The 26,973-nt window shown below is 73.3% G+C and carries 29 protein-coding genes; 6 read left to right on the forward strand and 23 right to left on the reverse strand.

Annotated elements, in window-relative coordinates; genetic code table 11:
- Positions 1–55: 55 nt before the first annotated feature.
- The 10 genes from ACFZCF_RS01065 to hisI all read right to left on the reverse strand — a co-directional run bounded on the left by ACFZCF_RS01065 (position 56) and on the right by hisI (position 7,931).
- A complete protein-coding gene (locus ACFZCF_RS01065; protein WP_388439547.1) occupies positions 56–877 on the reverse strand; it encodes a DsbA family protein in 822 nt (273 codons plus the stop codon).
- 77 nt (positions 878–954) lie between these two features.
- Positions 955–1,770: a tryptophan synthase subunit alpha gene (gene trpA / locus ACFZCF_RS01070; RefSeq protein ID WP_391283782.1), complete on the reverse strand. Its 816-nt coding sequence runs from the start codon at positions 1,768–1,770 to the stop codon at positions 955–957.
- Positions 1,767–3,050, reverse strand: a complete 1,284-nt coding sequence (gene trpB / locus ACFZCF_RS01075) for a tryptophan synthase subunit beta (protein ID WP_388439553.1) — start codon at positions 3,048–3,050, stop codon at positions 1,767–1,769. Before trpB ends, trpA begins: the two co-directional genes overlap by 4 nt.
- 190 nt (positions 3,051–3,240) lie before the next feature.
- Positions 3,241–3,417, reverse strand: coding sequence for a tryptophan biosynthesis modulator TrpM (gene trpM, locus ACFZCF_RS01080; protein WP_391284754.1), 177 nt, complete (start codon positions 3,415–3,417; stop codon positions 3,241–3,243).
- Between the two features lie 68 nt (positions 3,418–3,485).
- Positions 3,486–4,295, reverse strand: a complete 810-nt coding sequence (gene trpC / locus ACFZCF_RS01085; protein WP_391283784.1) for an indole-3-glycerol phosphate synthase TrpC — start codon at positions 4,293–4,295, stop codon at positions 3,486–3,488.
- A gap of 131 nt (positions 4,296–4,426) precedes the next feature.
- Complete coding sequence (locus ACFZCF_RS01090; RefSeq protein ID WP_391283786.1) at positions 4,427–4,888, reverse strand: DUF2752 domain-containing protein; 462 nt, start codon at positions 4,886–4,888, stop codon at positions 4,427–4,429.
- Between the two features lie 126 nt (positions 4,889–5,014).
- Entirely contained in the window at positions 5,015–5,269 is a 255-nt protein-coding gene (locus ACFZCF_RS01095) for an HGxxPAAW family protein (RefSeq protein WP_391283788.1), read from the reverse strand.
- 107 nt (positions 5,270–5,376) lie between these two features.
- Entirely contained in the window at positions 5,377–6,027 is a 651-nt protein-coding gene (locus tag ACFZCF_RS01100) for a TIGR02234 family membrane protein (protein ID WP_388439566.1), read from the reverse strand.
- Between the two features lie 6 nt (positions 6,028–6,033).
- Positions 6,034–7,533 (reverse strand): anthranilate synthase component I, encoded by a 1,500-nt coding sequence (locus ACFZCF_RS01105; protein ID WP_388439569.1) that lies wholly within the window; start codon positions 7,531–7,533, stop codon positions 6,034–6,036.
- An 11-nt stretch (positions 7,534–7,544) separates the two neighbouring features.
- Positions 7,545–7,931: a phosphoribosyl-AMP cyclohydrolase gene (hisI, locus tag ACFZCF_RS01110; protein ID WP_388439572.1), complete on the reverse strand. Its 387-nt coding sequence runs from the start codon at positions 7,929–7,931 to the stop codon at positions 7,545–7,547.
- Between the two features lie 84 nt (positions 7,932–8,015).
- Between hisI and ACFZCF_RS01115 the strand changes: the two genes are divergently transcribed.
- The gene (locus ACFZCF_RS01115; protein WP_388439575.1) at positions 8,016–8,651 is read left to right on the forward strand and encodes a TIGR03085 family metal-binding protein; all 636 of its coding nucleotides are present in this window, start codon (positions 8,016–8,018) and stop codon (positions 8,649–8,651) included.
- A 305-nt stretch (positions 8,652–8,956) separates the two neighbouring features.
- Here ACFZCF_RS01115 and hisF read toward each other — a convergent pair whose 3' ends face one another.
- From hisF to hisD, 8 genes are read right to left on the reverse strand one after another with little or no spacing between them, the layout of a single operon-like run.
- Positions 8,957–9,712, reverse strand: coding sequence for an imidazole glycerol phosphate synthase subunit HisF (gene hisF / locus ACFZCF_RS01120; protein ID WP_388439586.1), 756 nt, complete (start codon positions 9,710–9,712; stop codon positions 8,957–8,959).
- Positions 9,709–10,107, reverse strand: coding sequence for a Rid family hydrolase (locus tag ACFZCF_RS01125; RefSeq protein ID WP_391283791.1), 399 nt, complete (start codon positions 10,105–10,107; stop codon positions 9,709–9,711). Before ACFZCF_RS01125 ends, hisF begins: the two co-directional genes overlap by 4 nt.
- Entirely contained in the window at positions 10,104–10,832 is a 729-nt protein-coding gene (priA, locus tag ACFZCF_RS01130) for a bifunctional 1-(5-phosphoribosyl)-5-((5-phosphoribosylamino)methylideneamino)imidazole-4-carboxamide isomerase/phosphoribosylanthranilate isomerase PriA (RefSeq protein WP_388439592.1), read from the reverse strand. Before priA ends, ACFZCF_RS01125 begins: the two co-directional genes overlap by 4 nt.
- Complete coding sequence (hisH, locus tag ACFZCF_RS01135) at positions 10,829–11,476, reverse strand: imidazole glycerol phosphate synthase subunit HisH (RefSeq protein WP_388439595.1); 648 nt, start codon at positions 11,474–11,476, stop codon at positions 10,829–10,831. The genes priA and hisH overlap by 4 nt, the downstream gene beginning before the upstream one ends.
- Positions 11,473–11,637, reverse strand: a complete 165-nt coding sequence (locus ACFZCF_RS01140; RefSeq protein WP_388439598.1) for a hypothetical protein — start codon at positions 11,635–11,637, stop codon at positions 11,473–11,475. The genes hisH and ACFZCF_RS01140 overlap by 4 nt, the downstream gene beginning before the upstream one ends.
- Before the next feature lie 2 nt (positions 11,638–11,639).
- Positions 11,640–12,233: an imidazoleglycerol-phosphate dehydratase HisB gene (hisB, locus tag ACFZCF_RS01145; RefSeq protein ID WP_030492957.1), complete on the reverse strand. Its 594-nt coding sequence runs from the start codon at positions 12,231–12,233 to the stop codon at positions 11,640–11,642.
- Positions 12,230–13,351, reverse strand: a complete 1,122-nt coding sequence (locus ACFZCF_RS01150; RefSeq protein ID WP_391283795.1) for a histidinol-phosphate transaminase — start codon at positions 13,349–13,351, stop codon at positions 12,230–12,232. Before ACFZCF_RS01150 ends, hisB begins: the two co-directional genes overlap by 4 nt.
- Positions 13,348–14,691: a histidinol dehydrogenase gene (gene hisD, locus ACFZCF_RS01155; RefSeq protein WP_391283796.1), complete on the reverse strand. Its 1,344-nt coding sequence runs from the start codon at positions 14,689–14,691 to the stop codon at positions 13,348–13,350. The genes ACFZCF_RS01150 and hisD overlap by 4 nt, the downstream gene beginning before the upstream one ends.
- Positions 14,692–14,907: 216 nt before the next feature.
- On the opposite strand from hisD, the gene ACFZCF_RS01160 reads away from it, so the two are divergent.
- From ACFZCF_RS01160 to ybaK, 4 genes are all read left to right on the forward strand, one after another.
- Positions 14,908–16,503 (forward strand): oxidoreductase, encoded by a 1,596-nt coding sequence (locus ACFZCF_RS01160; RefSeq protein ID WP_388439607.1) that lies wholly within the window; start codon positions 14,908–14,910, stop codon positions 16,501–16,503.
- 114 nt (positions 16,504–16,617) lie between these two features.
- Positions 16,618–17,694 (forward strand): hypothetical protein, encoded by a 1,077-nt coding sequence (locus ACFZCF_RS01165; RefSeq protein ID WP_391283798.1) that lies wholly within the window; start codon positions 16,618–16,620, stop codon positions 17,692–17,694.
- A gap of 11 nt (positions 17,695–17,705) precedes the next feature.
- On the forward strand, positions 17,706–18,443 hold the full coding sequence (locus tag ACFZCF_RS01170) for an LON peptidase substrate-binding domain-containing protein (RefSeq protein ID WP_388439613.1): 738 nt from the start codon (positions 17,706–17,708) through the stop codon (positions 18,441–18,443).
- Positions 18,444–18,472: 29 nt separating this feature from the next.
- Positions 18,473–18,970 (forward strand): Cys-tRNA(Pro) deacylase, encoded by a 498-nt coding sequence (gene ybaK / locus ACFZCF_RS01175; protein ID WP_359526462.1) that lies wholly within the window; start codon positions 18,473–18,475, stop codon positions 18,968–18,970.
- 7 nt (positions 18,971–18,977) lie between these two features.
- On the opposite strand, the gene ACFZCF_RS01180 is transcribed toward ybaK, so the two are convergent.
- The 4 genes from ACFZCF_RS01180 to ACFZCF_RS01195 all read right to left on the reverse strand — a co-directional run bounded on the left by ACFZCF_RS01180 (position 18,978) and on the right by ACFZCF_RS01195 (position 22,812).
- Positions 18,978–19,589 carry a DUF2567 domain-containing protein gene (locus ACFZCF_RS01180; RefSeq protein WP_388439616.1) on the reverse strand — a complete coding sequence of 204 codons (612 nt, stop codon included), beginning with the start codon at positions 19,587–19,589 and terminating at the stop codon, positions 18,978–18,980.
- Positions 19,590–19,623: 34 nt separating this feature from the next.
- Positions 19,624–20,448: an ABC transporter permease gene (locus tag ACFZCF_RS01185; RefSeq protein ID WP_388439619.1), complete on the reverse strand. Its 825-nt coding sequence runs from the start codon at positions 20,446–20,448 to the stop codon at positions 19,624–19,626.
- Positions 20,449–20,515: 67 nt separating this feature from the next.
- Complete coding sequence (locus ACFZCF_RS01190) at positions 20,516–21,499, reverse strand: ABC transporter ATP-binding protein (protein WP_388439622.1); 984 nt, start codon at positions 21,497–21,499, stop codon at positions 20,516–20,518.
- 11 nt (positions 21,500–21,510) lie between these two features.
- Positions 21,511–22,812, reverse strand: coding sequence for an NYN domain-containing protein (locus ACFZCF_RS01195; RefSeq protein WP_391283802.1), 1,302 nt, complete (start codon positions 22,810–22,812; stop codon positions 21,511–21,513).
- Between the two features lie 234 nt (positions 22,813–23,046).
- Between ACFZCF_RS01195 and ACFZCF_RS01200 the strand changes: the two genes are divergently transcribed.
- A complete protein-coding gene (locus ACFZCF_RS01200; RefSeq protein ID WP_388439628.1) occupies positions 23,047–23,217 on the forward strand; it encodes a hypothetical protein in 171 nt (56 codons plus the stop codon).
- A gap of 84 nt (positions 23,218–23,301) precedes the next feature.
- Here ACFZCF_RS01200 and dnaE read toward each other — a convergent pair whose 3' ends face one another.
- A complete protein-coding gene (gene dnaE, locus ACFZCF_RS01205; RefSeq protein WP_388439630.1) occupies positions 23,302–26,841 on the reverse strand; it encodes a DNA polymerase III subunit alpha in 3,540 nt (1,179 codons plus the stop codon).
- Positions 26,842–26,973: the final 132 nt, after the last annotated feature.

The following is a 26,973-nucleotide window of genomic DNA, read 5'->3' on the forward strand; positions in this document are numbered from 1 at the left end:
GGGCGGGCGGACCGGCAGCCCGCCCGGCAACGTCTGGGTAACTAACCCGCCGGCACTACCCGGCCGAGGGGGAGGCCGTGCCCGGCTTCTTGCCCCGGTTGGCCTCGGCGACCCACTTCTTCAGGTTCTCCGGCGACATCTGCTCGCCGCCCTTGGTCGGGAAGATGGACTCCCCGTTGAGCAGCACGGTCGGTGTGCCGCGGAAGCCGCCGTTCTGGAAGGCCTCGTCGGACTTCTCCACCCAGCTGTCGTGCGTGCCGTCCTGGACGCAGGAGCGGAACGAGGGCGTGTCGAGGCCGGGGACCTTGGCGGCCAGCTCGATCAGCTTGTCGTTCTTGCCGAAGGCGTCGTCGGTCTCCTGCGGCTGGTTGGTGTAGAGCGTGTCGTGGTACGGGGTGAACTTGCCCGCGTCCTGGGCGCAGGCCGCCGCGTTCGCCGCGCGCAGCGAGCCGCTGCCGCCCATGTTGCCGTCGATGAGGGTGGCGAGGTGGTACTCGGTCTTGAGCGCCCCGGCGGCCTCCAGTTCGTGGATGGAGTCCCGCATCACGTTCTCGAACTGGGCGCAGGCCGGGCAGCGGAAGTCCTCCCAGATCTGGAGGGTGGACGGGGCGTCCGCCCTGCCGGTGGGGATGGCCGGCTTGTCGCCCTCCAGGGAGCCGGTGGGTGCGACGACGGGCCCGGCCTTGTCGGACCCGGAGTCCTTGTCGGCGCTGGCGGCGATCACGCCGACGACGGCGGCGAGGCCGAGGACGCCGACCACCCCCGCCGTCACGATCAGGACCCGCCGCTGCTTCTCGCGGGCCTTCTCGCGCTCGCGCTGCTGCTGGAGGCGCTCCCGCGCGCTCTTGTTACTACCGTCACGGTTGTTCTCGCTCACGCCCTCAGCAACGAACCGGGGAGGCGCGTCCGCGCCTCCCCGGTCCCAGTTCCACCCGAACGGACTACGTCGGGCGATCAGTCGCGGCGCACGCCGTCCGCCAGTTCGGCCGCCAGTTCCTTCACGGCGGCGAGTCCGGCGGCCTCGTCGCCGTCGGCGTCCAGGATCCGCTGGACGAAGGCCGAGCCGACGATGACGCCGTCGGCGAAGGCGGCGACCTCGCGGGCCTGGACGGCGTTGGAGACGCCGAGGCCGACGCAGACCGGGATCCTGGAGGTGACCCGGGTGCGGCGGACCAGGTCGGCCGCCTGCTCGCCGACCGACTCGCGGGTGCCGGTGACGCCCATGAGGGAGGCGGCGTAGACGAAGCCGGAGCCGGCCGCGGTGATGGTGGCGAGCCGCTCGTCCTTGCTGCTGGGGGCGACGACGAAGACGGTGGCCAGACCGTGTGCGTCGGCGTGCTCCCGCCACAGGGCGGACTCCTGGACCGGCAGGTCGGGCAGGATGCAGCCGGCGCCGCCCGCCTCGGCGAGCTCCCGGACGAAGCGCTCGACGCCGTACCGGTCGATCGGGTTCCAGTACGTCATGACGAGGACCGGCTTGCCGGTGGCCTCGTGGGCCTCCTTCACCGTCCGCATGACGTCGGCGATCCGCACGCCGCCGCGCAGGGCGATGTCGTCGGCGGTCTGGATGACGGGGCCGTCCAGGACCGGGTCGCTGTGCGGGAGGCCGACCTCGACGATGTCGGCGCCGCCGTCGAAGGCGGCCTTGACGGCCTTGATGCCGCCGTCCACGGTCGGGAACCCGGCCGGGAGGTAGGCGATGAGCGCGGCCCGGTCCTCGGCCTTCGCGCGCTCCAGGGTGTCGCCGAGCAGCTGGATGTTCCCGGTCACTTGGCGTCCCCCTCGATCTCGGCGGTGCCGGCCCGGTCGGCGGCCACCTCGGCGTCCGTCTCGTACAGGCCGAAGTAGCGGGCGGCCGTGTCCATGTCCTTGTCGCCGCGGCCGGAGAGGTTCACGACGAGGAGCGCGTCCTCGCCGAGCTCCCTGCCGACCTCCAGGGCCCCGGCGAGCGCGTGCGCCGACTCGATGGCCGGGATGATGCCCTCGGTACGGGAGAGGAGTCGCAGCGCCTGCATGGCGGCGTCGTCGGTGACGGCCCGGTACTCGCCGCGGCCGCTGTCCTTGAGGTACGAGTGCTCCGGGCCGATGCCGGGGTAGTCGAGGCCCGCGGAGATGGAGTACGGCTCGGTGATCTGGCCCTCGTCGTCCTGGAGGACGTACGACCGGGAGCCGTGCAGGATGCCGGGCTCGCCGGCGGTGAGGGTGGCCGCGTGCTCGCCGGTCTCGACGCCGTGGCCGGCCGGCTCGCAGCCGATGAGCCGGACGCCGGTGTCGGGCAGGAAGGCGTGGAAGAGGCCGATGGCGTTGGAGCCGCCGCCGACGCAGGCGATCGCCGCGTCGGGGAGGCGGCCGGCCCGCTCCAGGAGCTGGCGGCGGGCCTCGACGCCGATGACCCGGTGGAAGTCGCGGACCATCGCGGGGAAGGGGTGCGGTCCCGCGACGGTGCCGAAGAGGTAGTGCGTGCGGTCGACGTTGGCGACCCAGTCGCGGAACGCCTCGTTGATGGCGTCCTTGAGGGTGCGGCTGCCGGACTTCACGGCGACGACCTCGGCGCCGAGCATCCGCATCCGGGCCACGTTGAGGGCCTGACGTCGGGTGTCGACCTCGCCCATGTAGATGGTGCAGTCGAGGCCGAAGAGGGCGCAGGCGGTGGCGGTGGCGACGCCGTGCTGGCCGGCGCCGGTCTCCGCGATGACCCGGGTCTTGCCCATGCGCTTGGTCAGCAGGGCCTGACCGAGCACGTTGTTGATCTTGTGCGAGCCGGTGTGGTTGAGGTCCTCGCGCTTGAGGAAGATCCGGGCGCCGCCGGCGTGCTCGGCGAACCGGGGCACCTCGGTGAGGGCGCTGGGGCGGCCGGTGTAGTGGGCCATGAGGTCGCCGAGCTCGCGGGCGAACTCGGGGTCGTTCTTGGCCTTCTCGTACTCGACGGCGACCTCGTCGACGGCGGCGACGAGGGCCTCGGGGATGAACTTGCCGCCGAAGGCGCCGAAGTAGCCCTCGGGCGACGGGACCTGACCCTCCGGGTCCGGGATGAAGAACTCGCTGGTCATGCTGGTGCTGCTCCTCGCGGGGCGATGCGGTCGTGAAAGGACGTGACTCGCTTCGTACGCGCGCGGTGCGCCCCCTGCCGGGCCGAGGCCTTCCGGGCCTGGACCCGCACCCGAGGTACGGCTCCGTACGGGTGCGGTTTCGGGCACCGGTGCGGAGACACCCGCGAGGGGTGCCCCCGGAAGAGGTCCGTCAGAGGAGCGCGCGCGTCTCGCGGGCGCGCCATCGCATGCCCGGGATCGTGCCCGGTTCGGAGCCGATGCAGTGGCGGACCCGGCGGCCGTGGACCCGGCGGGCGGGCGCCCGGCAGCCGCGGGGCCGACAGCCCCGGGCGAGCCGCGCGTGGGCCGCCACGGCGACCGCGCGCACGCCGACGGGCCCGCGGGCTGCGGAGCCCGGGGCGGTCGGCACGGCGCGGCGCGGGGTCACGGGTCGGCTCAGCTCCGCCCGTGCCGCAGGGCGGGATGCGTGCCGGCTGCGACCAGGTCGGCGACGGCGGTCTTCGGGTCGCGGCCGGTGACCAGCGACTCGCCGACCAGCACCGCGTCGGCGCCGGCGTTGGCGTAGGCGATGAGGTCGTGCGGGCCGCGCACGCCGGACTCGGCGACCTTGACGATGCCGGCCGGGATCTCCGGGGCGACGCGCTCGAAGGTGGAGCGGTCCACCTTCAGGGTCTTGAGGTCGCGGGCGTTGACGCCGATGATCCGGGCGCCGGCGTCGACCGCGCGCTCGACCTCCTCCTCGTCGTGGACCTCGACGAGCGGGGTGAGCCCGATGGACTCGGCGCGCTCGATGAGGGAGACGAGGGCCTCCTGCTCCAGGGCGGCGACGATGAGGAGCGCGAGATCCGCTCCGTACGCCCGGGCCTCCCAGAGCTGGTAGGCGGTGACGATGAAGTCCTTGCGCAGGACCGGGATGTCCACCCGGGCGCGCACGGCCTCCAGGTCGGCGAGCGAGCCGCCGAAGCGGCGCTGCTCGGTGAGGACGGAGATGACGGCGGCGCCGCCCACCTCGTAGTCGGCGGCGAGCCCCGCCGGGTCGGCGATGGCCGCGAGGGCTCCCTTGGACGGGCTGGAGCGCTTGACCTCGCAGATCACCGTGACGCCGTCGCCGCGCAGCGCGGCGACCCCGTCCTTGGCCTGCGGGGCCTTGGCGGCCCGCTCCTTGAGCTCGTCGAGGGAGACCCGCGCCTGCCGCTCTGCGAGGTCGGCGCGCACGCCTTCGATGATCTCGTCGAGCACACTCACGCGAGAGGCCCCCTTCCGGGACGGTGACGGTTCCACGGAACCTGAATGAACACGGTTCAGCCATGTCGATGGTATCCGCAGCGGAGCCTCCGATCCGCATCGAGCGGCGCGGCGTCCCACGGGCTGGGACTTCAGGGGACCAGCGCGGAGCCGCCGGGGAGGTTCCGGACCACCGTGAAAAGGGCGGTCAGCGCCCCGGCCACCCACCACCAGGCCGGTTTCGGGGCGAACCGGGTCGGCCTGCCGCGGACGGCGTGAACCAGCCAGACCGCCATGAGGACCGCGCAGACGGCGTAGCCGGCGACGGCGACGGCGTTGGCACCGAGCGCGGTCGCGAGGTCGCCGTGGGCGACGGCGTGGGCGCTGCGCAGGCCGCCGCAGCCGGGGCAGTACAGGCCGGTGAAGCGGAGCAGCGGGCAGACCGGGTAGTGGCCGGGTTCGTTGGGGTCGACGAGGCCGACGTACGTGAAGGCGGCGCCGACGCCGGCGAGGGTGGCGAGCGGGGCGAGCAGCCGCCGGCCGAGCGGCCTGCGCCGGAACTCCTCGGCCTCGTGGGGCCGGGGGGCGGTCTGGGGGGTGGGCTCGGCGGTCACGCCGTGATTGTCGCCCGGGCGGCCCGGGGACGCACGACGGCGCGGCCCGGCCGTGCCGGACTGCGCCGTTCGCGTGGTTCGGGGCCCGCGCGTGTCACGCGGCGGGCCCGGGGACCGGGCCGGGGGTCAGGCGCGGGACCTGATCGCGGCGGTCGCGGACTCGCGGGCCGTGGCGACGGCCTCGGACTCCTTGGGCATGCCGAGGCCGGCGATCTTCATCGCGCCGCCGACGACACCGCCGAGGACGATGACGCCGATGCCGGCCCAGAAGCCGGGGATGTTCGCCGCCACCATGAAGACTCCGGCGATGCAGAAGCCGATGAAGGAGATGATGACACCGGTCCAGGCGGCCGGGGTGTGTCCGTGGGCGCTGCCCGCCATGAGTTGCTCCTCGTAGATGTTGCTCGGTGGTGACGGCTGTCGGTGATGACGGGCGTCATTCTTCCGCACATGACCCCGCCGAGGTGACTCGGGGGGGTCCCGGACGATCACGCGTCGCGCGTCGGGTCCTCGCCGCGGTCGAGCGCCTTCCACAGGTCCTCGGGGCGGTCGGGGTCGCCGGCGGCGGTCCGGCGGGCCGGCCGGGGGGCGCCGGAGCGCTCGTAGCGGCCGCCCATCGCGGGCCAGGTCTTGCCGTAACGGAGGGCGAAGAGGCCGGCGAGGAGGATGAGGAGGGCCCCGGCGGCGGCGACGTACGGCCAGGCCGTATGGGTGAGGCCGGCGACGGCCGCGGCGGTGTCGCCACTGATCCGGGCGGCCTCCGCGTCGAGGGCGGCGCTGTCGGAGGCGCCGAGGAAGGCGGCGACGGCGGCGCCGGCGCCGCTGAGCGCGAGCAGCCCGGCGACGAGGGTGCGGCCGGCGCGGCGGACGGCGAAGACGGCGACGAGGGCGGCGAGCCCGACGATCGCGAGGGCGGTCGGGACGCCGGTGACGGTGCCGCCGTCGGCTTCGACGGGGACGGTGCCCCCGGCGACCGACGCGGTGCCCTGGGCCCAGATCTGGCCGGCGGAGAGCAGTACGACGGTGGCCCCGAGGGCACCGAGGAGAAGGGCGAGGGCGAGGCTCCGCCGACCGCCGGAGGTGACGGCCGCGCGGGCGGCTCGGGGCTGGGGTACGGGTACGGCACTCACGTACCCCACTATCCCCTACGGCCTCGCCGAACCGTTCATCCGGTTGGCGGTGTGCACGGCGCGGAGCACGGCGGCGGCCTTGTTGCGGCACTCGGCGTCCTCGGCGGCCGGGTCGGAGTCGGCGACGACCCCCGCCCCCGCCTGCACGTACGCCGTGCCGTCGCGGAGCAGCGCGGTGCGGATGGCGATGGCGGTGTCGGAGTCGCCGGCGAAGTCGAGATACCCGACACACCCGCCGTACAGGCCGCGCCGGGAGGGCTCGAGCTCCTCGATGATCTGCATCGCGCGGGGCTTGGGCGCGCCGGAGAGGGTGCCGGCGGGGAAGCAGGCGGTGAGGACGTCGAAGGCGGTCTTCCCCTCGGCGACGCGGCCGGTGACGGTGGAGACGATGTGCATGACGTGGGAGTACCGCTCGATCGACATGAAATCGACGACCTCGACGGAGCCGGGGGCGCAGACCCGGCCCAGGTCGTTGCGGCCCAGGTCGACCAGCATGAGGTGCTCGGCGCGCTCCTTGGGGTCGGCGAGCAGTTCCTCGGCGAGGTCGTTGTCCTCCTGCGGGGTGGCACCGCGGTGCCGGGTGCCGGCGATGGGGTGGAGCATCGCCCGCCCGTCCTCGACCTTGACGAGGGCCTCGGGGCTGGAGCCGACGACGTCGAAGCCGTTCTCGAACCGGAAGAGGTACATGTACGGGGACGGGTTGGTGGCCCGCAGGACCCGGTAGACGTCGAGCGCGGAGGCGGTACAGGGGGTCTCGAAGCGCTGCGAGGGGACCACCTGGAAGGCCTCGCCCGCCCGGATCCGCTCCTTGATGTCCTCGACGGCGTCCTGGTAGGCCGGGCCGCCCCAGAGCGCGGAGTACTCGGGGAGCTCGGAGGGCGGGAGGGCGGTGGGGGTGGTGGCGACGGGGCGGGCCAGGTCGGCCTCCATCGCGTCGAGGCGGGCGACGGCGTGGGCGTACGCCTCGTCGACGCCGGTCTCCAGGTCGTTGTGGTTGATCGCGTTGGCGATCAGCAGGACCGAGCCGTCCCCGTGGTCGAGGACGGCGAGGTCGCTGGTGAGCAGCATGGTGAGCTCGGGGAGCTCCAGGTCGTCGCGGGTGGAGTCGCCGATGCGCTCCAGGCGGCGGACGACGTCGTAGCCGAGGTAGCCGACCATGCCGCCGGTGAAGGGCGGCAGGTCGCCGGCCAGGTCGCGCGGGGTGTGGAGGGTCTCGACGGTGGCGCGCAGCGCGGCGAGCGGGTCGCCGTCGACGGGGACGCCGACGGGCGGGGTGCCGAGCCAGTGGGCCTCGCCGTCCTTCACCGTCAGCGTGGCGTCGCTGCGGACGCCGATGAAGGAGTAGCGGGACCAGGTGCGGCCGTTCTCCGCGGATTCGAGGAGGAAGGTGCCGGGGCGTTCGGCGGCGAGCTTGCGGTAGAGCCCGACCGGGGTGTCGCCGTCCGCGAGGAGCCTGCGGCTGACGGGGATGACGCGGCGGTCGGCCGCCAGCTTGCGGAAGGTCTCGAGATCCATGGCGCCAGACCCTACTCGGATGCGGGGAGCCCTGCGGCGGGCAGCAGCACGTCGGCGTCGAAGCAGGTGCGGGCGCCGGTGTGGCAGGCGGCGCCGGTCTGGTCGACCCGGACGAGGATCGTGTCGGCGTCGCAGTCGAGCGCGACCGACTTGACGTGCTGGACGTGCCCGGAGGTGTCGCCCTTGACCCAGTACTCGTTCCGGCTGCGGGACCAGTAGGTGCAGCGGCCGGTGGTGAGGGTGCGGTGCAGGGCCTCGTCGTCCATCCAGCCCAGCATGAGCACCTCGCCGGTGTCGTACTGCTGGGCGATGGCGGGGACCAGGCCGTCGGCGCCGCGCTTGAGGCGGGCGGCGATGGCCGGGTCGAGGGCGCTGGGGGTCCGGGGCGTGCTGCTCATGCCGCCATTGTGCCGTGGCGCGGCGGCCCGTCCGGGCGGGCGTCCACTGGGCGGACGGCGCGGCGAGATCGTACGCTGGCGGACATGTCGACCCATGCCAAACGTGAACGGCTTCTGCTCGCTGATCTGTTGGAGGCGGCCGGTCCCGACGCCCCGACGCTGTGCGAGGGCTGGCGGACCCGGGACCTCGCGGCGCACGTGGTGGTGCGGGAGCGGCGCCCGGACGCGGCGGCCGGGACGGTCGTACCGGTGCTGAAGGACCGGCTGGAGCGGGTGCAGGAGGAGTTCGCCGCGAAGCCGTACGAGGAGCTGATCGGGCTCATCCGCACGGGGCCGCCGCGCTTCTCCCCGTTCACGATCAAGCAGGTGGACGAGGGCGCGAACGTCGTGGAGTTCTACGTCCACGCGGAGGACGTCCGGCGGGCCCAGGCGGGCTGGTCGGCCCGCGAACTGGACCCCGTCTTCTCGGACGCCCTCTGGTCCCGCCTGGAGAAGACCGCCCGCCTCCTCGGCCGCAAGGCCCCGGTGGGCCTGGTCCTGCGCCGCCCGAACGGCCAGACGGTCGTCGCCCACCGCGGCACTCCGGTCGTGACGGTCTCCGGGGAACCGGCCGAGCTGACGATGTACCTGTACGGACGCACCGACGTCGCGAAGGTCGGCCTGGAGGGCGAGCCGGACGCGATCGAGCTGCTGAACGCGACGAAGCAGCTGGGTCTCTAGGGCCTGTCGTCAAACTCCCGCCGTCGCCCGGAGGGCGGCCCCGCGGCGTCAGGTGCGTGCTCTCGGCGTGCCGGGCGCGAGGCCTCGTACGGGACGTACTCGGCCTTGTGCCCGGTGCGGCGAGAGCGCGTGCATGGCGTCGTGGGGCAGGCGAGAGTTTGACGACAGGCCCTAGGCCTTCGGGAGTTCGGCGCGGCGGTCGTCCACGTCGATCACCGTCCTGGCCATCCCAGCCTCCCGAGGGGTGCGGCTCGATGTACGACCCGGTATCAGGGGATCGAGCCGCACCCGACGGGCTCCGGGTTTCAGCGGACCTCGTGTCCCGCCTCCCGCAGGGCTCCCTTGACCTCGCCGATGCGCAGGTCGCCGAAGTGGAAGACGGAGGCGGCGAGCACCGCGTCCGCGCCGGCGGCGACGGCCGGGGCGAAGTCGGCGAGCTTGCCGGCGCCGCCCGAGGCGATGACCGGGATCGTGACGTGCTTGCGGACGGCCGCGATCATCTCGGTGTCGTAGCCGTCCTTGGTGCCGTCCGCGTCCATCGAGTTGAGCAGGATCTCGCCCGCGCCGAGTTCGGCGGCGCGGTGGGCCCACTCGACGGCGTCGATGCCGGTGCCCTGGCGGCCGCCGTGCGTCGTCACCTCGAAGGAACCGGAGGGCGTCCGGCGGGCGTCGACCGAGAGGACGAGGACCTGGCGGCCGAAGCGCTCGGCGATCTCCTGGATCAGCTCGGGGCGGGCGATGGCGGCGGTGTTGACGCCCACCTTGTCCGCGCCGGCCCGCAGCAGCTTGTCGACGTCCTCCGCCGAGCGGACGCCGCCGCCGACGGTGAGCGGGATGAAGACCTGCTCGGCGGTGCGGCGCACCACGTCGTAGGTGGTCTCGCGGTTGCCGGAGGAGGCGGTGATGTCGAGGAAGGTCAGCTCGTCGGCGCCCTCGGCGTCGTACAGCTTGGCCATCTCGACGGGGTCGCCGGCGTCCCGCAGGTTCTGGAAGTTGACGCCCTTGACGACCCGGCCGTTGTCCACGTCCAGGCAGGGGATCACGCGTACGGCGAGGCTCATGCCGTTTCACTCCTGTAGGCCTCGACCTCGACCTCGACCACCAGGCGGGGGTCGACGAAGCCCGAGACGATGATCATCGAGGCGGCCGGGCGGACCGCGTCGAACAGCTCCTTGTGGGCGCGGCCCACCTCGTCCACGTCCCGTGCGTGGGTGAGGTACATGCGGGTGCGGACGACGTCCTCGGCGCCGAGGCCCAGCTGCTTCAGCGCCGCGAAGGCGACGTCGAAGGAGTTGACGGCCTGCTCGTACGGGCCGCCGTCGGCGATCTGGCCGTCCACGACCGAGGTGCAGCCGGAGACCAGGACGGTGCCGTTGGGCAGCTCGACCGCGCGGGAGTAGCCGAACTGCTCCTCCCAGGGGGCGCCGGTGACGACCTTGCGCGGGGATCCGGTCATGCGGCGGCCACCGCCTGGAGGGCCTCCTCCAGGGTGAACGCCTTGGCGTAGAGCGCCTTGCCGACGATCGCGCCCTCGACGCCCAGGTGGGTGAGGCCGGCGAGGGCCCGCAGGTCGTCCAGGGAGGAGACGCCGCCGGAGGCGACGACCGGCTTGTCGGTGGCCGCGCAGACGTTCTTCAGCAGCTCGGTGTTGGGGCCGGTGAGGGTGCCGTCGCGGCCGATGTCGGTGACGACGTACCGGGCGCAGCCCTCGGAGTCGAGGCGGGCGAGGGTCTCGTAGAGGTCGCCGCCCTCGCTGGTCCAGCCGCGGCCCTTGAGGGTGGTGCCGCGGACGTCGAGGCCGACGGCGATCTTGTCGCCGTGCTCGGCGATGACCTTGGCGACCCACTCGGGGGTCTCCAGGGCGGCGGTGCCGAGGTTGACGCGGGTGCAGCCGGTCGCGAGGGCTGCGGCGAGCGAGGCGTCGTCGCGGATGCCGCCGGAGAGCTCGACCTTGATGTCCATGGCCTCGGTGATCTGCCGGACCAGCTCGCGGTTGTCGCCGGTGCCGAAGGCGGCGTCCAGGTCGACGAGGTGGAGCCACTCGGCTCCGGAGCGCTGCCAGGCCAGGGCGGCCTCCAGCGGGGAGCCGTAGGAGGTCTCGCTGCCGGACTCGCCGTGGACGAGCCGGACGGCCTGGCCGTCACGGACGTCGACGGCGGGGAGGAGTTCGAGAGTGCTCACAGGGTTCCGATCCAGTTGGTGAGGAGCTGGGCTCCGGCGTCGCCGGACTTCTCGGGGTGGAACTGGGTGGCCCACAGGGCGCCGTTCTCCACGGCGGCGACGAAGGGCTCGCCGTGGGTGGCCCAGGTGACCTTGGGGGCGCGGATGTTCGGGTTGCCGACCTCCAGGCTCCACTCGCGCACCGCGTAGGAGTGCACGAAGTAGAAGCGGGCGTCGGCGTCGAGGCCGGCGAAGAGCTCGGTGTCCTCGGGCGCGTCGACCGTGTTCCAGCCCATGTGGGGGACGACGGGGGCGTCCAGCGGCTCGACGGTGCCGGGCCACTCGTCGAGGCCCTCGGTCTCGACGCCGTGCTCGATGCCGCGCTCGAAGAGGATCTGCATGCCGACGCAGATGCCCATGACGGGGCGGCCGCCGGCGAGGCGGCGGCCGACGATCCAGTCGCCGCGGGCTTCCTTGAGCCCCTGCATGCAGGCGGAGAAGGCGCCGACGCCGGGGACGAGGAGCCCGTCGGCGTTCATCGCCTTCTCGTAGTCGCGGGTGATCTCGACGTCGGCGCCGACGCGGGCGAGCGCGCGCTCGGCGGAGCGGACGTTGCCGAAGCCGTAGTCGAAGACGACGACCTTCTTCTGCGGAGTCGTGCTCATGACCACACGTCCAGTCGCAGCACGCCGGCGGCGAGGCAGAGGGCGGCGCCGAGGGAGAGCAGCACGATGAGGCCCTTGGGCATCTGCTGCTTGACGAAGGAGTAGATGCCGCCGAGCAGGAAGAGCCCGACGACGATCAGGATGGTGGAGAGGCCGGTCACGGTTACAGCGCGCCCTTCGTGGAGGGGAGGATTCCGGCGGCGCGCGGGTCACGCTCGGAGGCGTAGCGCAGGGCCCGGGCGAGCGCCTTGAACTGGCACTCCACGATGTGGTGGGCGTTGCGGCCGTACGGCACGTGCACGTGCAGCGCGATCTGCGCCTGGGCCACGAAGGACTCCAGGATGTGGCGCGTCATGGTGGTGTCGTAGGAGCCGATCATCGGCGCCATGTTCTCCGGCTCGGTGTGCACCAGGTAGGGGCGGCCGGAGAGGTCGACGGTCACCTGGGCGAGGGACTCGTCCAGGGGGACCGTGCAGTTGCCGAAGCGGTAGATGCCGACCTTGTCGCCGAGCGCCTGCTTGAAGGCGGCGCCCAGGGCGAGGGCGGTGTCCTCGATGGTGTGGTGGGAGTCGATGTGGAGGTCGCCGTCGGTCTTGACCGTGAGGTCGAAGAGGCCGTGGCGGCCGAGCTGGTCGAGCATGTGGTCGTAGAAGCCGACCCCGGTCGACACGTCGACCTTCCCGGTGCCGTCGAGGTCTATCTCGACGACGACGGAGGTCTCCTTGGTGGTGCGCTCCACGCGGCCTACGCGGCTCATGCGTTCTGCTCCTTCTTCAGCTCACGAACCGCGTCGAGGAACGCGTCGTTCTCTTCGGGGGTGCCTGCGGTGACCCGCAGCCAGCCGGGTACGCCGTTGTCCCGGACCAGGACGCCCCGGTCGAGGATCTTCCGCCACGCCTCCCGCGTGTCCGGGAAGCGCCCGAACTGGACGAAGTTGGCGTCGGACTCGGTGACCTCGTAGCCGGCCGCCCGCAGCTCGGCGACGAGCCGGTCGCGCTCGGCCTTGAGCTGTTCGACGTACCCGAGGAGGGTGTCGGTGTGCTCCAGGGCGGCGAGCGCGGTGGCCTGGGTGACGGCGGAGAGGTGGTACGGCAACCGGACCAGCTGCACGGCGTCGACGACGGCCGGGTGGGCGGCGAGGTAGCCGAGGCGGAGCCCGGCGGCGCCGAAGGCCTTGGACATGGTCCGGGAGACCACCAGGTGGGGCCTGCCCTCCAGGAGCGGCAGCAGCGAGGCGCGGTGGCTGAACTCCACGTACGCCTCGTCGACCACGACCAGGGAGGGCTTCGCGGCCTGGGCGGCCTCGTACAGCCGCTCCACGACCGCGGCCTCGACCGCGGTGCCGGTGGGGTTGTTGGGCGAGGTGACGAAGACGACGTCGGGCCGGTGCTCGGCGATCGCGGCCTCGGCGGCCTCGACGTCGATGGTGAAGTCGTCGTTGCGCGGCCCGGAGATCCAACCGGTGCCGGTGCCGCGGGCGATCAGGGAGTGCATCGAGTACGAGGGCTCGAAGCCGATCGCGGTGCGGCCCGGGCCGCCGAAGGTCTGGAGGAGCTGCTGGAGGACCTCGTTGGAGCCGTTGGCGGCCCAGACGTTCCCGACGGCGACCGGGTGGCCACCGGTGCGGGTGAGGTAGCGGGCCAGCTCGGTCCTGAGTTCCACCGCGTCCCGGTCGGGGTAGCGGTTGAGGTTCCGGGCGGCCTCGGCGACCCGCTCCGCGATCCGGGCCACCAGGGCCTCGGGCAGCGGGTAGGGGTTCTCGTTGGTGTTCAGCTGGACGGGCACGTCGAGCTGGGGGGCGCCGTAGGGCGACTTGCCCTTCAGCTCCTCGCGGATCGGCAGGTCGTCGATCCCGATCTTGTCGTACGCGTTCACTTGTTCTCGGGCACCTTCCAGCCGAACCTGGCCTTGATCGCCGCGCCGTGGGCCGGGAGGTCCTCCGCCTCGGCGAGGGTGACCACGTGGTGGGCCACGTCGGCGAGCGCGTCGCGGGTGTAGTCCACGATGTGCACCCCGCGCAGGAAGGACTGCACGGAGAGGCCCGAGGAGTGGCAGGCGCAGCCGCCGGTGGGCAGCACGTGGTTGGAGCCGGCGCAGTAGTCGCCGAGGGAGACCGGCGACCACGGGCCGACGAAGATCGCGCCGGCGTTGCGGACCCGGTCGGCGAGGGCGGCGGCGTCGGCCGTCTGGACCTCCAGGTGTTCGGCGCCGTAGGCGTCGACGACCTTGAGGCCGTCCTCCAGGTCGGTGACGAGGACGATCGCGGACTGCTTGCCGGCCAGGGCCGGGGCGATCCGGTCGTCGACGTGCTTGGAGGCGGCGACCTGGGTCTCCAGCTCGGCCTCGACGGCCTCGGCGAGCGCCTCGGAGTCGGTGACGAGGACGGAGGCGGCCATCGGGTCGTGCTCGGCCTGGCTGATCAGGTCGGCGGCGACGTGCGCCGGGTCGGCGGTGGCGTCGGCGAGGACCGCGATCTCCGTCGGGCCGGCCTCGGCGTCGATGCCGATGCGGCCCTTGAGGAGGCGCTTGGCCGCGGCGACGTAGATGTTGCCGGGGCCGGTGACCAGGTTGACCGGGGCGCAGCCGGGCTCGTCCGCGGTGGCCTCGGTGCCGTAGGCGAACATGGCGATCGCCTGGGCGCCGCCGGCCGCGTAGACCTCGTCGACGCCGAGGAGGGCGCAGGCGGCGAGGATCGTCGGGTGTGGCAGGCCGCCGAACTCCTTCTGCGGGGGCGAGGCGACGGCCAGGCCCTCGACGCCGGCCTCCTGGGCCGGGACGACGTTCATCACGACGGAGGACGGGTAGACGGCGCGGCCGCCCGGCACGTACAGGCCGACGCGCTCGACCGGGATCCACTTCTCGGTGACCGTGCCGCCGGGCACGACCTGGGTGGTGTGGGTGGCGCGGCGCTGTTCGCGGTGGACCAGGCGGGCGCGCCGGATGGACTCCTCCAGGGCCGCGCGGACGGCCGGGTCGAGCTCGTCGAGGGCGCGGGCGATCGCCTCGGCGGGCACCCGGAGGGCCGGGACCCGCACGCCGTCGAATTTCTCCCCGTACTCGATCACCGCCGCCGCGCCATGATGCCGGACGTCCTCGCAGATGGGCCGCACCGTCTCCAGGGCGGCTTCCACGTCGAACTCGGCACGGGGCAGCAGGTCGCGCAGGGCGGAACCCTCGGGGAGGGCCTCGCCGCGCAGATCGATTCGAGAGATCACGGGTCAATTCTCGCAGACGGCCCACGGGGCCGGACTTCCGTATCACTGGCTGATACACCGCTTGCCGTACGTCGATACGCGCCACTGTGGCGTCTCCTCGCCACTCCTGACCGTTAGCGTTCAGCCCGTCACAGTGCGGGAAGAACGACTGTACGAATCCATCACTCCCGCTGAGCGGAGTGGTGGGAGCGCATCGGGGAGAGCGAGGGGGCGGCAGTGACCGAGCCGCACGAGGACGGGATGCCGGACGGTCTCACGGGCCCGGAGCGGGCCGTGTGGCAGGCGTTCCGGATCGGCAGGACCTGCGATCTGACGGAGGGGGTGCCGGAGCGGGACGACCCGTTCGGAGCGGCGGTGTGGGGGCCGGAGCGGAGCGTGCGCGCGGACGTGGTGGCGGCGCTGCTGCTGGGCGGGCCGGCCGCCCTGCCGGGCCGGGTGGCCGCGATGAAGCTGCGCGGGGTGCGGATCACCGGCGTGCTCGACCTGGCGGGCGGTTCCATAGGGCCGTACGTGGAGCTGCGGGGCTGCCGCTTCGACGACGAGGTGCTGCTGCCCGAGGCCAGGTTCGGCACGCTGCGGCTGGTCGACTGCGCGCTCCCCCGCCTGGAGGCGGCCCGGCTGCACACCGAGGGCGACCTCCACCTGCCGCGCTGCCGGGTGCTGCGCGGCATCCGGCTGACGGACGCGCAGATCGGCACGGACCTGCTGCTCAACCAGATCCAGGTGTGGCCGGACGGCCAGGGCCGGGCGATCGCGGCGGACGGCCTGTCGGTGGCGCAGGACCTCCAGGCCGAGCTGATCGAGACGCACGGCGAGTTCAGCCTGCGCGGGGCGAAGGTCGGGGTCTCGCTCAGCCTGCGGGGCAGCACGCTGCGCGGGGACCGCGGCCGGCGCGCGCTGAACGCTCCGCAGCTGACGGTGGAGCGGACCCTCCACCTCAACGCCGCCTGGGTGTACGTGGGCGACGGCCCGTCCACGGCGACCCCGCCGTACGGCGTGGCGCCGCTCCGGGACGCCCGGCGCCGGCCCACCGAGTTCCACGGCGGGGTGCGGCTCGACGACGGGCGGTTCGGGGACGCGGTGGACCTGAACCACGCCCGCTTCCTGCTGAGCGGGGCCGGCCGGGAGGAGCTGTCGCTGCGCCGGATCGTCACCCCGGAGCTGAGGTTCAGCGGCGAGCGGCCGGAGGAGGGCCGCGTGGTGCTGAACGGCGCGAAGGTGGTGACGCTGATCGACCTGTCGACCAGCTGGCCGGACCCCGGCGGCCTGGCGATGAGCGGCTTCGTCTACGAGAACCTGGTGCCGTACGGCCACTTCCCCCTGGCCCGGCGGATCGCCTGGGTCGCGGCGGCGACCCCCGAGTACGCCCCGGAGCCGTACGAGCGCCTCGCGGCCGTGCTGCGGGCCAGCGGGGAGGACGCCGACGCCCGGGAGGTGCTGCTGGCCAAGCAGCGGCGCAGACGGGAGACGCTGCCGCTCGCCGGGAAGCTGTGGGGGTACGTCCAGGACTGGACGGTGGCGTACGGCTACCGGCCCGGCCGGGCCGCGCTGTGGATGGCGGTGCTGTGGGCGGCGGGCACGCTGGCCTTCTCCCGGTACGACCCGGTGCCGATCAAACAGGGCGAGGGCCCGGCGTGGAACGGCACGCTGTACGCCCTGGACCTGCTCCTCCCGGTGATCACCCTGGGCCAGGACGGCTACTGGAAGCTGGAGGGCGGCTGGCAGTGGACGGCGGCCGTCCTGATCCTGCTCGGCTGGATCCTCGCCACCGCGGTGGCGGCGGGCGCGACCCGGCTGCTCAGCCGGGGGTGAGCCCCTCCGCCGGGCCGCCGCCGTGACGGCCGGGGGGAGAGCGGGTGTGCTCCGGGTGAAGGCGGGGCGGACGGCGGGCCTCCGGCCCCGTCCGGTGGGAAGATGCGAGCTGACATGTCCTTTCTCCGCGCCCTCGTCGGCACCGCCCGCTCGGCCCGGCACGCCCCGCGTCTCGCCGCCGGGCTCACGCCGGACGACGACGTGTTGCTGGACGCCCCCGACGGGCGGCTCTCCCCCGCCCTGGTGGCCGCCGCGCTCGGCGACCCGGAGCCCGCGGCGAAGCTGCTCGCGACCACCCGGGACGCCGCGGAGTGGGAGGACCGGGACCGCTACGTGGGCCGGCTCGCCGCCTTCGCGTACCACCGGGGCGAGTGGCTGGACCGGTGGCGGGAGGCCGCGCCGCGGGACCCGGACGCGCTCCTCGTGGCCGCGCAGCTCGCGGTGCGCCGCGCCTGGGAGTCGCCGGCCAGGGCCGAGCGGCTGCGCGAGCTCGACCCGCTGCTGCGGCCGCTCACCGAGGAGGCCGGACGGGACCCGGTGCCGTGGCGGCTCGCCCTCGACCACGCGCGCGGGGCGCACGCCGGGCACGCGGTCTTCGAGGGGCTCTGGGAGCAGGCGCTGCTCCGCTCCCCGCACCACTACGGCTGCCACGTCGCCGCCCTGAAGTACCTGTCGGCGCAGTGGTACGGCTCACAGCGGGCCGCCTTCGACTTCGCGGAGCAGGCCGCCGACGACGCGGCGCCCGGGTCGCTGGTGCGGGCGCTGCCGGTGCGCGCCGCCCACGAGGCGCTGCGCCCGCCGCCGGGTCCTGGCCGGGAGCGACCGGCCGGCTCCGGGACGGCGGGCACGGAGGCCGAGCCCGCGGCGGCGGACGGCGCGCGGATCGACCGGGCCGCGGACCGGGGGCTGGCGCTGTCGGCGGCGTTCGCGCCCGGTGACCCGTGGCCGGCGGAGGTGCGGAACCTGCTGGCGTACGTGCTGGTGGAGCGCGAGCGGTGGGAGGAGGCGCTGGCCGAGTTCGGCCGCGCGGGGCCGTACGCCACCTCCTTCCCGTGGGCGGTCGGCGGGCACGATCCGCTGCGCCGGTTCCTCTCCGCCCGGGACCGGAGCCGGGCGGAGCTGGCGCGCCGGACCCCGCTGTGGGGGCGGGCTCGGGCAATCCCCGGACGGAGCGGTCCGCGCGGCCATTAGGCTTGGCCGCTGTGACCTCCGCTCGCCTGCCCCTCTTCCCGCTCAACGCGGTGCTGTTCCCGGGCCTCGTGCTGCCTCTCAACGTCTTCGAGGAGCGATATCGCGCCATGATGCGCGCGCTCCTCGACATCGACGCCGCCGAGCCGCGCCGGTTCGCCGTGGTGGCGATCCGGGACGGGTCCGAGGTCGCGCCGACCGCGCCCGGGATGCCGGACCAGACGGCCCTGCCCGAGAAGGGACCGGCGGCCGGTTTCGGACCGGACCCGATCAAGAGCTTCCACCCGGTGGGGTGCGTCGCGGACGCGGCCAGCATCCGGCAGCGCGGGGACGGCTCGTACGAGGTGATGGTCACCGGCACCACGCGGGTGCGGCTGCTCTCGGTGGACGCGGGCGGCCCCTTCCTGACGGCCGAGACCGAGGATCTGCCGGAGGACCCGGGCGAGGAGGCGGAGGCGCTGGCCGAGGGCGTGCTGCGGGCCTTCCGCTCCTACCAGAAGCGGCTGGCGGGGGCGCGGGAGCGCTCGCTGACCACCACGGAGCTGCCCGACGACCCCTCGGTGGTGTCGTATCTGGTCGCGGCGGCGGCCCTGGTGGACGTGCCGACGAAGCAGCGGCTCCTGGAGGCGCCGGACACCGCGACCCGGCTGCGCGAGGAGCTGGCGCTGCTGCGCGCGGAGACGGCGGTGCTGCGCCACCTCCCGTCGCTGCCGGCGGTGGAGCTGACGCAGGCGCCGACCCACCCGAACTGACGGACCGAGGGAACGACCGAGGAAACCCCGTGGCGAAGAAGAAGCAGAAGAACGCCGGAGGCACCCCGGCGACGGTGGCGCTGGCCGCGGCCGGGACCGCGTACACCCTGCACGCCTACGAGCACGATCCGGCGACGCCCTCGTACGGCGAGGAGGCGGCGGAGGCGCTCGGCGTCACGCCCGACCGGGTCTTCAAGACGCTGGTGGCGGACGTCGACGGCGAGCTGACGGTGGCGGTGGTGCCGGTCGCCGGCCAGCTGGACCTGAAGGCGCTGGCGACGGCGGTCGGCGGCAAGCGGGCGGCGATGGCCGACCCGGCGGCGGCCGAGCGGACCACCGGCTACGTGCGGGGCGGGATCTCCCCGCTGGGGCAGCGCAAGCGGCTGCGCACGGTGCTCGACTCCTCGGCGTCGGGGCACGAGACGATCTGCGTCTCGGCCGGACGGCGGGGTCTGGAGGTCGAGCTCTCCCCCGCCGACCTGGCCGCGCTGACCTCGGCGGTGCTCGCGCCGATCGGCCGCGGCTGATCCCGGGTCAGCGCCGGTACGCGTCCCAGGGGCCCTGCTCCGGGTCGCGGGGGCCGAAGACCCCGGTCAGGAGCAGGTGGACGACGGTCGCGGCGAGCGGCCAGGCCAGCATCGCCGCGGCGCCCATGCGGAGCTTCAGCGGTGCGTCGAAGACCACGTTCGGGCCGACGGCCTTGGCGTGCGCGATCACGTCGGCGGTGGGCCCCAGCTTCGTCCCCAGCCACCAGGCGAGCAGCGAGCCGAGGACGCCGCCGATCGCCAGACCGAGGACGAGCGGCACCCCGCCCTTGCGGCGGGCCAGGAAGACGACGAGCCCGGCGACCGCGCCGAAGGCGAGCGCGAGGAGGACGAAGGTGCCGTCGGCGCCGATCGCGGCCTCCCCCTCGGAGTTCCGCAGATAGACCCCCTCGCCGTCGGAGATCAGCTGGACGGCGGGCGCCAGCCACACCCACAGCGCGCCGAGCACCGCTCCCGCGACCGCGGAGGCGGCCGTCACCACCAGTCCCTGGACGACCTCGGCCGCGGTGATCGGGTCTCCGGCGGGCCCCTGGTGCGGCGGGGGCGGGGGCCACCCGGAATCGTGCGGCGGCTGCTGGGAGGGAGTCAGGGGTGCGGTCACCCCGCCATGGTGCCAGGTGTCCCCGCGACCCGCCTCAGCGGACCGCCGCCCTGCGGTACGCCCAGGTCGCGAGGGCCAGCGACAGCACGCCGACGACGCCGCAGACGGCGAGGTCGAGGGCGACGGCCGCCCAGTCGGGGCGCGGGTCGAAGGCCCGGGCCAGGGCCTCGACGCCGTACGTGGACGGCAGCAGGTCCCGTGCCCAGGCGATCGGCTGGGGCATCCGCTCGGCCGGCAGCACCCCGAGGAGGAGGGCCGCGGACATGCCGAGCTGGCCGAGGAGGGTGGCCAGTTCCTGGCGGGGGGCGAGCAGGCCGAGGGCGGCGCCGAGACCGGACAGGGCGGCGCCGGAGAGCGGCACGACGGCGGCGAGCAGCCACAGGTGGCCGAGCGGCAGGCCGAAGAGGACGGCGCCCGTGACGGCGGTGACGAGCGTGCCGGGGACGGTGAAGGAGGCGTACGCCCCGGCGGCGCCGAGCACCACGGCGGCGGGCGGCACCGGCAGGGTGGCGTAGTGGTCGAGCCCGCCGTCGGCGCGGAGCCGCCCGAAGTACTGGGCGAGCAGGTTGAGGGCGACGAAGGCGACGACGAGGACCGTGGAGCCCGCCACGACGGCGCGGGCCTCGGAGCCGCCGTCGACGACCCCCCGCATCATGATCATGATGCCGATGGACTGGAAGGTGGCGACGAAGAGCAGCGGGATCCGGGCCACCCGGGCGCGGCTGAGCTGCGCCCGGTAGACGGCGGCGAGGGAGGGCAGCAGCCGGGCGGGCGGGGCGAGGGGCGCGGCCTCCTCGGCGCCCTGGGCCCGGGCGGCCTTCACGCCGGCCGGCAGGGCCTCGGCGGGCAGGGTGCTCAACGCGGACAGCTCCTGGGGGTGACGTGCGGCAGGTGGGGGGTCACGCCGGGGGCGGGAGGGGTGGGGCTCATGCCTTCACCAGTCCTTCGCGGGCGGCGCCGCCGAGGGCGAGGTAGACGTCCTCCAGGCTGGGCGTGGCGAGCGTGAAGTCGTCGAGGGCCGCGAAGGCGGCGCCGCCGGTGACGGTGGCGACGGCGGCGCGGGCGGCGTCGGGGGCGAGGCGGAGGACCCAGCGGCGGCCGGACTCCTGGGCGAGCCCGCGCAGCGCGGCGACCTCGGGGAGGTCGAGCGGGGCGGTCTCGCGCCACAGCAGCTCGACGCGGACCTCGTCGGCGACGCGTTCCTTCAGGCCGGCGGGGGTGTCACAGGCGATCACCCGGCCGCGGTCGAGGACGGCGACCCGGTCGAGGACGGTCTCGGCCTCGATGACGTTGTGGGTGACGAGGAGGACGGTGGTGCCGTCCTCGGCGCGGCGGCGGTCGACGGCGGCCCAGACGGCGCGGCGGGCGACCGGGTCCATGCCGGTGGTGGGCTCGTCGAGGACGAGGACGGGGCGGGGGCCGACCAGGGCGGTGGCGAAGCAGGCGAGTCGGCGCTGGCCGCCGGAGAGCTTCCGCAGCGGCCGGTCGGCGAGCTCGCCGAGGCCCAGCTCGTCGAGGACGGCGTCCCGGCCGGCGCGGGCGTCCGCGGCGCTCAGGCCGCGGAGGCGGCCGGTGGTCTCGGCGGCGAGCGAGACGGTCAGCTCGTCGAGGGCGGTGGACTCCTGGCCGAGGTGGGCGAGGAGGCGGGCGGCGCGTTCCGGGTGGCGGACGAGGTCGTGGCCGAGGAGGGTGACGGAGCCGGAGTCGGGGCGCATCAGCCCGGTCAGCTGCCGGACCAGGGTGGACTTGCCCGCCCCGTTGGGGCCGAGCAGCCCGAAGATCTCGCCGCCGCGCACGTCGAGGCTGATCCCGTCGGTGGCGCGCACCTCGGGAGTCGCGGGCGCTCCGCGCCTGCCGCGCGTGGCGGGGTACGTCTTGACCAGATCCCGCACCACGCACACCGTACTCACGGGGGGAGAGCCTACGGGGTCGCCGGCCCCGGGGCGGGCGCGGGGGCGGTTTCGGCGGCGGCGCGGACGTCGATCTCGCGCCAGAAGCCGGCGCGGATGGCGTAGCGGTCGTGCTCGTCGATCTGGTCGTCCTTGTGGGCGAGGAGACCGAACCGGGCGGCGTAGCGGAGGAGTTCGCCGTCGATGCGGTGCGGGATGCGCGGGTAGAGGACGGAGAGCCGCTGGACGTGGGACTGCTCGGGGAGCCTCTCCAGCCACCGGCGGGCGAACACCTGTCCGACTTCGAAGGGGTCGCCGCCGACGGTGGTGATGTCCTCCTCGCGGTCGGCCCAGCGCTGCTCGGCGCTGGTGAGGTGGGCCAGGGTGGGCAGCGAGGCGGTCTCGGCGGGCTCGCCGAGGGCGGTCGGGGGCCGCTCGACCCAGCCCCGGTCGGAGGACCAGCGCAGGGCGCTCGCGGGCTGGGGCGCGGCGGGGTGCGGGGCGGCGGCGGGCCGCAGGCCGGCGAGGTCCTTGGGGGTGGGGACGGGCTTCCCGGCGGAGGGCGGCGGGACGGCGGCGGGCCCCCGGCCGTCCGGGTGGCCGTCCGCGTGGCCGTCGGCGGCGGGGGTGCCGGTGGGGGCCGGGCCGCCGTTCCGCGCGGCGGCGGACTCGGCGGCGCGTTCGGCGGAGGCGAGGGCGGCCTCGGGCAGCGGCGCCGAGAGGATGGCGGCGATCTCGGGGCGGGGCGCCGGCGGGGGGGCGCAGAGACCGGCGAGGTCCTTGGCGCGGACCGCCCGGGTGATCCAGCTCCGGTCCAGGACGCGCCGCTCGTCGGCCTCGGCGACCAGGTCCTCCGACTGGTTGTAGTCGCCGTCGGCGGCCTGGACGGCCCAGAGGTGGACGGCGACGCCGTGCTCCTTGGCGGACATGAGGCCGGGCAGCAGGTCGCCGTCGCCGGTGACGAGGACGATGTCGGAGCAGGCGCGGTTGCGCGCCAGCTCGGTGAGCTCGGTGTGCATGGCCGCGTCGACGCCCTTCTGCGCCCAGCGGCCGTCGCTGCGGGTCAGGGCGCCGAGCCGGACGGTGACCCGGGGCATCACGCGCAGCCTGCGGTGCTCGGGCTGGGGCACCCGGTCGGGGGCGCCGTCGAACCAGTAGATCCGCAGCAGCGGGAGCCCGGTCTCGTCCTCGGCCCGCTCCCTGAGCTGCCGGATGAGGCCCGCGTGGTCGACGGTGATGCGGGAGCGGGCCGGTTCGCCGGCGAGCAGGCTGGCGGCGGCTCCCAGCAGATAGCCGGCGTCCACCAGGACGACGCATCGGTCCACGTGCTCCACCTTCTTTCGGATCTCGGCCCTGTCGGGATCTCAGGTGTTCCGGGTGCCTTCGAGTCTGCCCGACGGCCCGGGGGTTGACGGCCGGAACTGGATCATCGGCGTGGCGGAGCCGGAACCCTCCCCCGGGAGAGGCGGCCTCACGCGCCGTAATGATCCAACATGCGGTGGTTTCTCCCGTGTGTGAGTCTGACAGCGGCCCTGGCCCCTAGATCCCTTCGAGGAGGCATCATCCCCATGGCCAAGAACCGCAACCAGAACCGTCAGAAGCAGCAGTCGCCGGCCGAGCGCGGCGCCCAGCAGGCGCAGCAGTCGTCGATGGAGTCCCAGGCCGAGAGCCGCGCCGCCCAGGTCACCCCCGGTGACATGGCGCGGAAGGGCCGTCAGAAGCGCTTCGGGCACAACTGACGCCCGGCCGACGCCGGGAGTATCGGCAAAGGGGCGCGCCCGTGACGACGGGCGCGCCCCTTGCGCGTGCGGTGCGGGACCGGGTCAGCCGGCCAGGCAGGACGGGCCGAGCAGCACCTTCAGGTCGCCGAAGAGGGCCGGGTCGGGCTGGACCCGGTGCCGGTCGAGGCGGAGCACGGTGGTGGAGCGGGGGCCCTGGAGCTTGATCCGCACCTCGGTGTTGCCCTTGTGGTGGCGGAGGATCTCGTCCAGCCGGCTCACCATCGGCGGAGTGACCTTGAGGGCCGGGATGGTGAGGACCACGGGAGCGTTGGTCCCGGCGTTGGAGAGGTCGGGGACCATCAGTTCCATGGCGACGAGGCGGGGGACGTCCTCGCGCTTGTCGAGCCGGCCCTTGACGAAGACGACGGCGTCCTCGACCAGCTGGGTGGAGACCAGCTGGTAGGTGGCGGGGAAGAACATGCACTCGATGGAGCCGGCGAGGTCCTCGACGGTGGCGATCGCCCAGGCGTTGCCCTGCTTGGTCATCTTCCGCTGGAGGCCGGAGATGATGCCGCCGATGGTGACGACCGCGCCGTCGGCGTGCTCCCCGCCGGTGAGCTGGGAGATGCCCGCGTCGGTCTTGTCGGAGAGGACGTGCTCCAGGCCGAAGAGCGGGTGGTCGGAGACGTACAGGCCGAGCATCTCGCGCTCCTGCGCGAGCAGGTAGGTCTTGTCCCACTCGTCGTCGGTGAAGGTGACGTCGAGGCCGAAGCCGGGCTCGCTGCTCTCCTCCTCGCCCATGCCGCCGAAGAGGTCGAACTGTCCCTCGGCCTCCTTGCGCTTGACCGCGACCACGGTGTCGATCATGGGCTCGTGCTGGGCGACGAGGCCCTTGCGGGTGTGGCCCATGGTGTCGAAGGCGCCGGCCTTGATCAGCGACTCGATGGTGCGCTTGTTGCAGACCACGGCCTCGACCTTGTCGAGGAAGTCGGGGAAGGAGGAGTACTTCCCCTTGGCCTTGCGGGTCTTGATGATCGACTCGACGACGTTGGCGCCGACGTTACGGACGGCGGTGAGGCCGAAGAGGATGACGTCGTCGCCCTGGGCGGCGAAGTTCGCCTCCGACTCGTTCACGTTCGGCGGCAGGACCCTGATGCCCATGCGGCGGCACTCGTTGAGGTAGACCGCGGACTTGTCCTTGTCGTCCTTGACCGAGGTCAGCAGGCCCGCCATGTACTCGGCGGGGTAGTTCGCCTTCAGGTAGGCGGTCCAATAGGAGACCAGGCCGTACGCGGCGGAGTGCGCCTTGTTGAAGGCGTAGCCGGCGAAGGGGACCAGGACGTCCCAGAGGGCCTGGATGGCCTCGTCGCTGTAGCCGTTCTTCTGGGCGCCGGCCTGGAAGATGGTGAAGTTCTTCGCCAGCTCGTCGGGCTTCTTCTTGCCCATGACGCGGCGGAGGATGTCGGCCTCGCCGAGCGAGTAGCCGGCGATGATCTGGGCGGCCTTCTGCACCTGCTCCTGGTAGACGATGAGGCCGTAGGTGACCGCGAGCACCTCTTCGAGCGGCTTCTCCAGCTCGGGGTGGATCGGGGTGATCTCCTGCTGGCCGTTCTTGCGCAGGGCGTAGTTCGTGTGCGAGTTCATGCCCATCGGGCCCGGGCGGTAGAGCGCGGACACGGCGGAGATGTCTTCGAAGTTGTCGGGCTTCATCAGCCGCAGGAGGGACCGCATGGGGCCGCCGTCGAACTGGAAGACGCCGAGGGTGTCGCCGCGCTGGAGCAGTTCGAAGGTCTTCGGGTCGTCGAGCGGGAGGGCCAGGAGGTCGAGGTCGATCCCCTTGTTGGCCTTCACCATCTTGACGGCGTCGTCCATGATCGTGAGGTTGCGCAGGCCGAGGAAGTCCATCTTCAGCAGGCCGAGCGACTCGCACTGCGGGTAGTCCCACTGGGTGATGGTGACGCCGTCGGTGTGCCGCACCCAGATGGGGGCGTGGTCGACGATCGGCTCGCTGGACATGATCACGCCGGCGGCGTGCACGCCCATCTGGCGGACCAGGCCCTCGACGCCCTTGGCGGTGTCGATGACCTTCTTCACGTCCGGCTCGTTCTCGTACATCGCCCGGATCTCGCCCGCCTCGCTGTAGCGCGGGTGGGCGGGGTTGGTGATGCCGTCGAGGTCGATGCCCTTGCCGAGGACGTCGGCGGGCATGGCCTTGGTGAGCCGGTCGCCCATGGCGTAGGGGTAGCCGAGGACGCGGGCCGAGTCCTTGATCGCGTTCTTGGCCTTGATCTTGCCGTAGGTGCCGATCATGGCGACCTTGTCGGCGCCGTACTTCTCGGTCACGTACCGGATCACCTCGACGCGCCGGCGCTCGTCGAAGTCGATGTCGACATCGGGCATCGAGATGCGCTCGGGGTTGAGGAAGCGCTCGAAGATCAGGCCGTGCGGGATGGGGTCGAGGTCGGTGATGCCCATGGCGTACGCGACGATCGAGCCGGCCGCGGAGCCTCGGCCGGGGCCCACGGCGATGCCCTGCTTCTTCGCCCACATGATGAAGTCGGCGACGACGAGGAAGTAGCCGGGGAAGCCCATCGAGATGATGGTGTCCATCTCGTACTCGACCTGCTTGAGGCGGTCCTCCGGGATGCCGTCGGGGAACCGGCGGCGCATGCCGCGCATGGTCTCCTCGCGGAACCAGCTGACCTCGGTGTAGCCCTCCGGGATGTCGAACTTCGGCATGAGGTTCTTGGCCTCGAACATGCCGGTCGTGTCGATCTGCTCGGCGACCAGGAGGGTGTTGGCGCACCCCTCCTGCCAGGCGTCCGAGGAGTCGATGGCGTACATCTCGTCCGTCGACTTCAGGTAGTAGCCGGTGCCGTCGAACTTGAAGCGGTCCGGGTCGGAGAGGTTCTTGCCGGTCTGGATGCACAGCAGGGCGTCGTGGGCGGTCGCCTCGTGCGCGTAGGTGTAGTGCGAGTCGTTGGTGACCAGCGGCGGGATGCCGAGCTTCTTGCCGATCTCCAGGAGGCCGTCGCGGACCCGGCGCTCGATCTCGATGCCGTGGTCCATCAGCTCCAGGAAGTAGCGGTCCTTGCCGAAGATGTCCTGGTACTCGGAGGCCGACTTCAGGGCCTCGTCGAACTGGCCGAGGCGCAGTCGGGTCTGGAGCTCGCCCGAGGGGCAGCCGGTGGAGGCGATCAGCCCCTCGGACCACTGGGAGATGGTCTCCTTGTCCATCCGGGGCCACTTCTGGAGCCAGCCCTCGGCGTAGGCGTCGGAGGAGAGCTTGAAGAGGTTGTGCAGTCCGGTGGAGTTCGCCGCCCAGATGGTCTTGTGGGTGTAGCCGCCGGAGCCGGAGACGTCGTCCCGCTTCTGGTGCGGCTGGCCCCACTGGATCTTGCGCTTGTTGCGCCGGGACTCGGGGGCGACGTACGCCTCGATGCCGATGATCGGCGTCACGCCGGCCTTCTTGGCGCTGTGGAAGAAGTCGTACGCGCCGTGCAGGTTCCCGTGGTCGGACATGGCGATATGGGTCATGCCCATCTCGTTGCACGCGTTGAACATGTCCTTCAGCCGCGCGGCACCGTCCAGCAGGGAGTACTGGGTGTGGACGTGGAGGTGCGTGAAGGGCGGCTTGGTCACGGGGGAGGCCTCCGGCTGTGAACTTCTGGGGGGACAGCGTCGAAGTCTACGTCGGACGAGTGACAGGAGGCGGGCACCGGCGGCTAGGGTCGCGCGTGGTGAGCCGGTGAACACCTGCCCCATTTGTCCGGA

The organism is Streptomyces sp. NPDC007945 (assembly GCF_042958885.1).
GTDB lineage: Bacteria > Actinomycetota > Actinomycetes > Streptomycetales > Streptomycetaceae > Streptomyces.

Bases quoted from the DNA above. Each gene is read 5' to 3' on its own strand.
- hisB (WP_030492957.1), bottom strand. From the start codon at position 12,233: ATGAGCCGCGTAGGCCGCGTGGAGCGCACCACCAAGGAGACCTCCGTC.
- ACFZCF_RS01095 (WP_391283788.1), bottom strand. From the start codon at position 5,269: ATGGCGGGCAGCGCCCACGGACACACCCCGGCCGCCTGGACCGGTGTC.
- ACFZCF_RS01105 (WP_388439569.1), bottom strand. From the start codon at position 7,533: ATGGATCTCGAGACCTTCCGCAAGCTGGCGGCCGACCGCCGCGTCATC.
- trpB (WP_388439553.1), bottom strand. From the start codon at position 3,050: ATGACCAGCGAGTTCTTCATCCCGGACCCGGAGGGTCAGGTCCCGTCG.
- ACFZCF_RS01125 (WP_391283791.1), bottom strand. From the start codon at position 10,107: ATGACCGGATCCCCGCGCAAGGTCGTCACCGGCGCCCCCTGGGAGGAG.
- ACFZCF_RS01115 (WP_388439575.1), top strand. From the start codon at position 8,016: ATGTCGACCCATGCCAAACGTGAACGGCTTCTGCTCGCTGATCTGTTG.
- ACFZCF_RS01165 (WP_391283798.1), top strand. From the start codon at position 16,618: ATGTCCTTTCTCCGCGCCCTCGTCGGCACCGCCCGCTCGGCCCGGCAC.
- hisI (WP_388439572.1), bottom strand. From the start codon at position 7,931: ATGAGCAGCACGCCCCGGACCCCCAGCGCCCTCGACCCGGCCATCGCC.
- hisF (WP_388439586.1), bottom strand. From the start codon at position 9,712: ATGAGCCTCGCCGTACGCGTGATCCCCTGCCTGGACGTGGACAACGGC.
- ACFZCF_RS01200 (WP_388439628.1), top strand. From the start codon at position 23,047: ATGGCCAAGAACCGCAACCAGAACCGTCAGAAGCAGCAGTCGCCGGCC.
- hisH (WP_388439595.1), bottom strand. From the start codon at position 11,476: ATGAGCACGACTCCGCAGAAGAAGGTCGTCGTCTTCGACTACGGCTTC.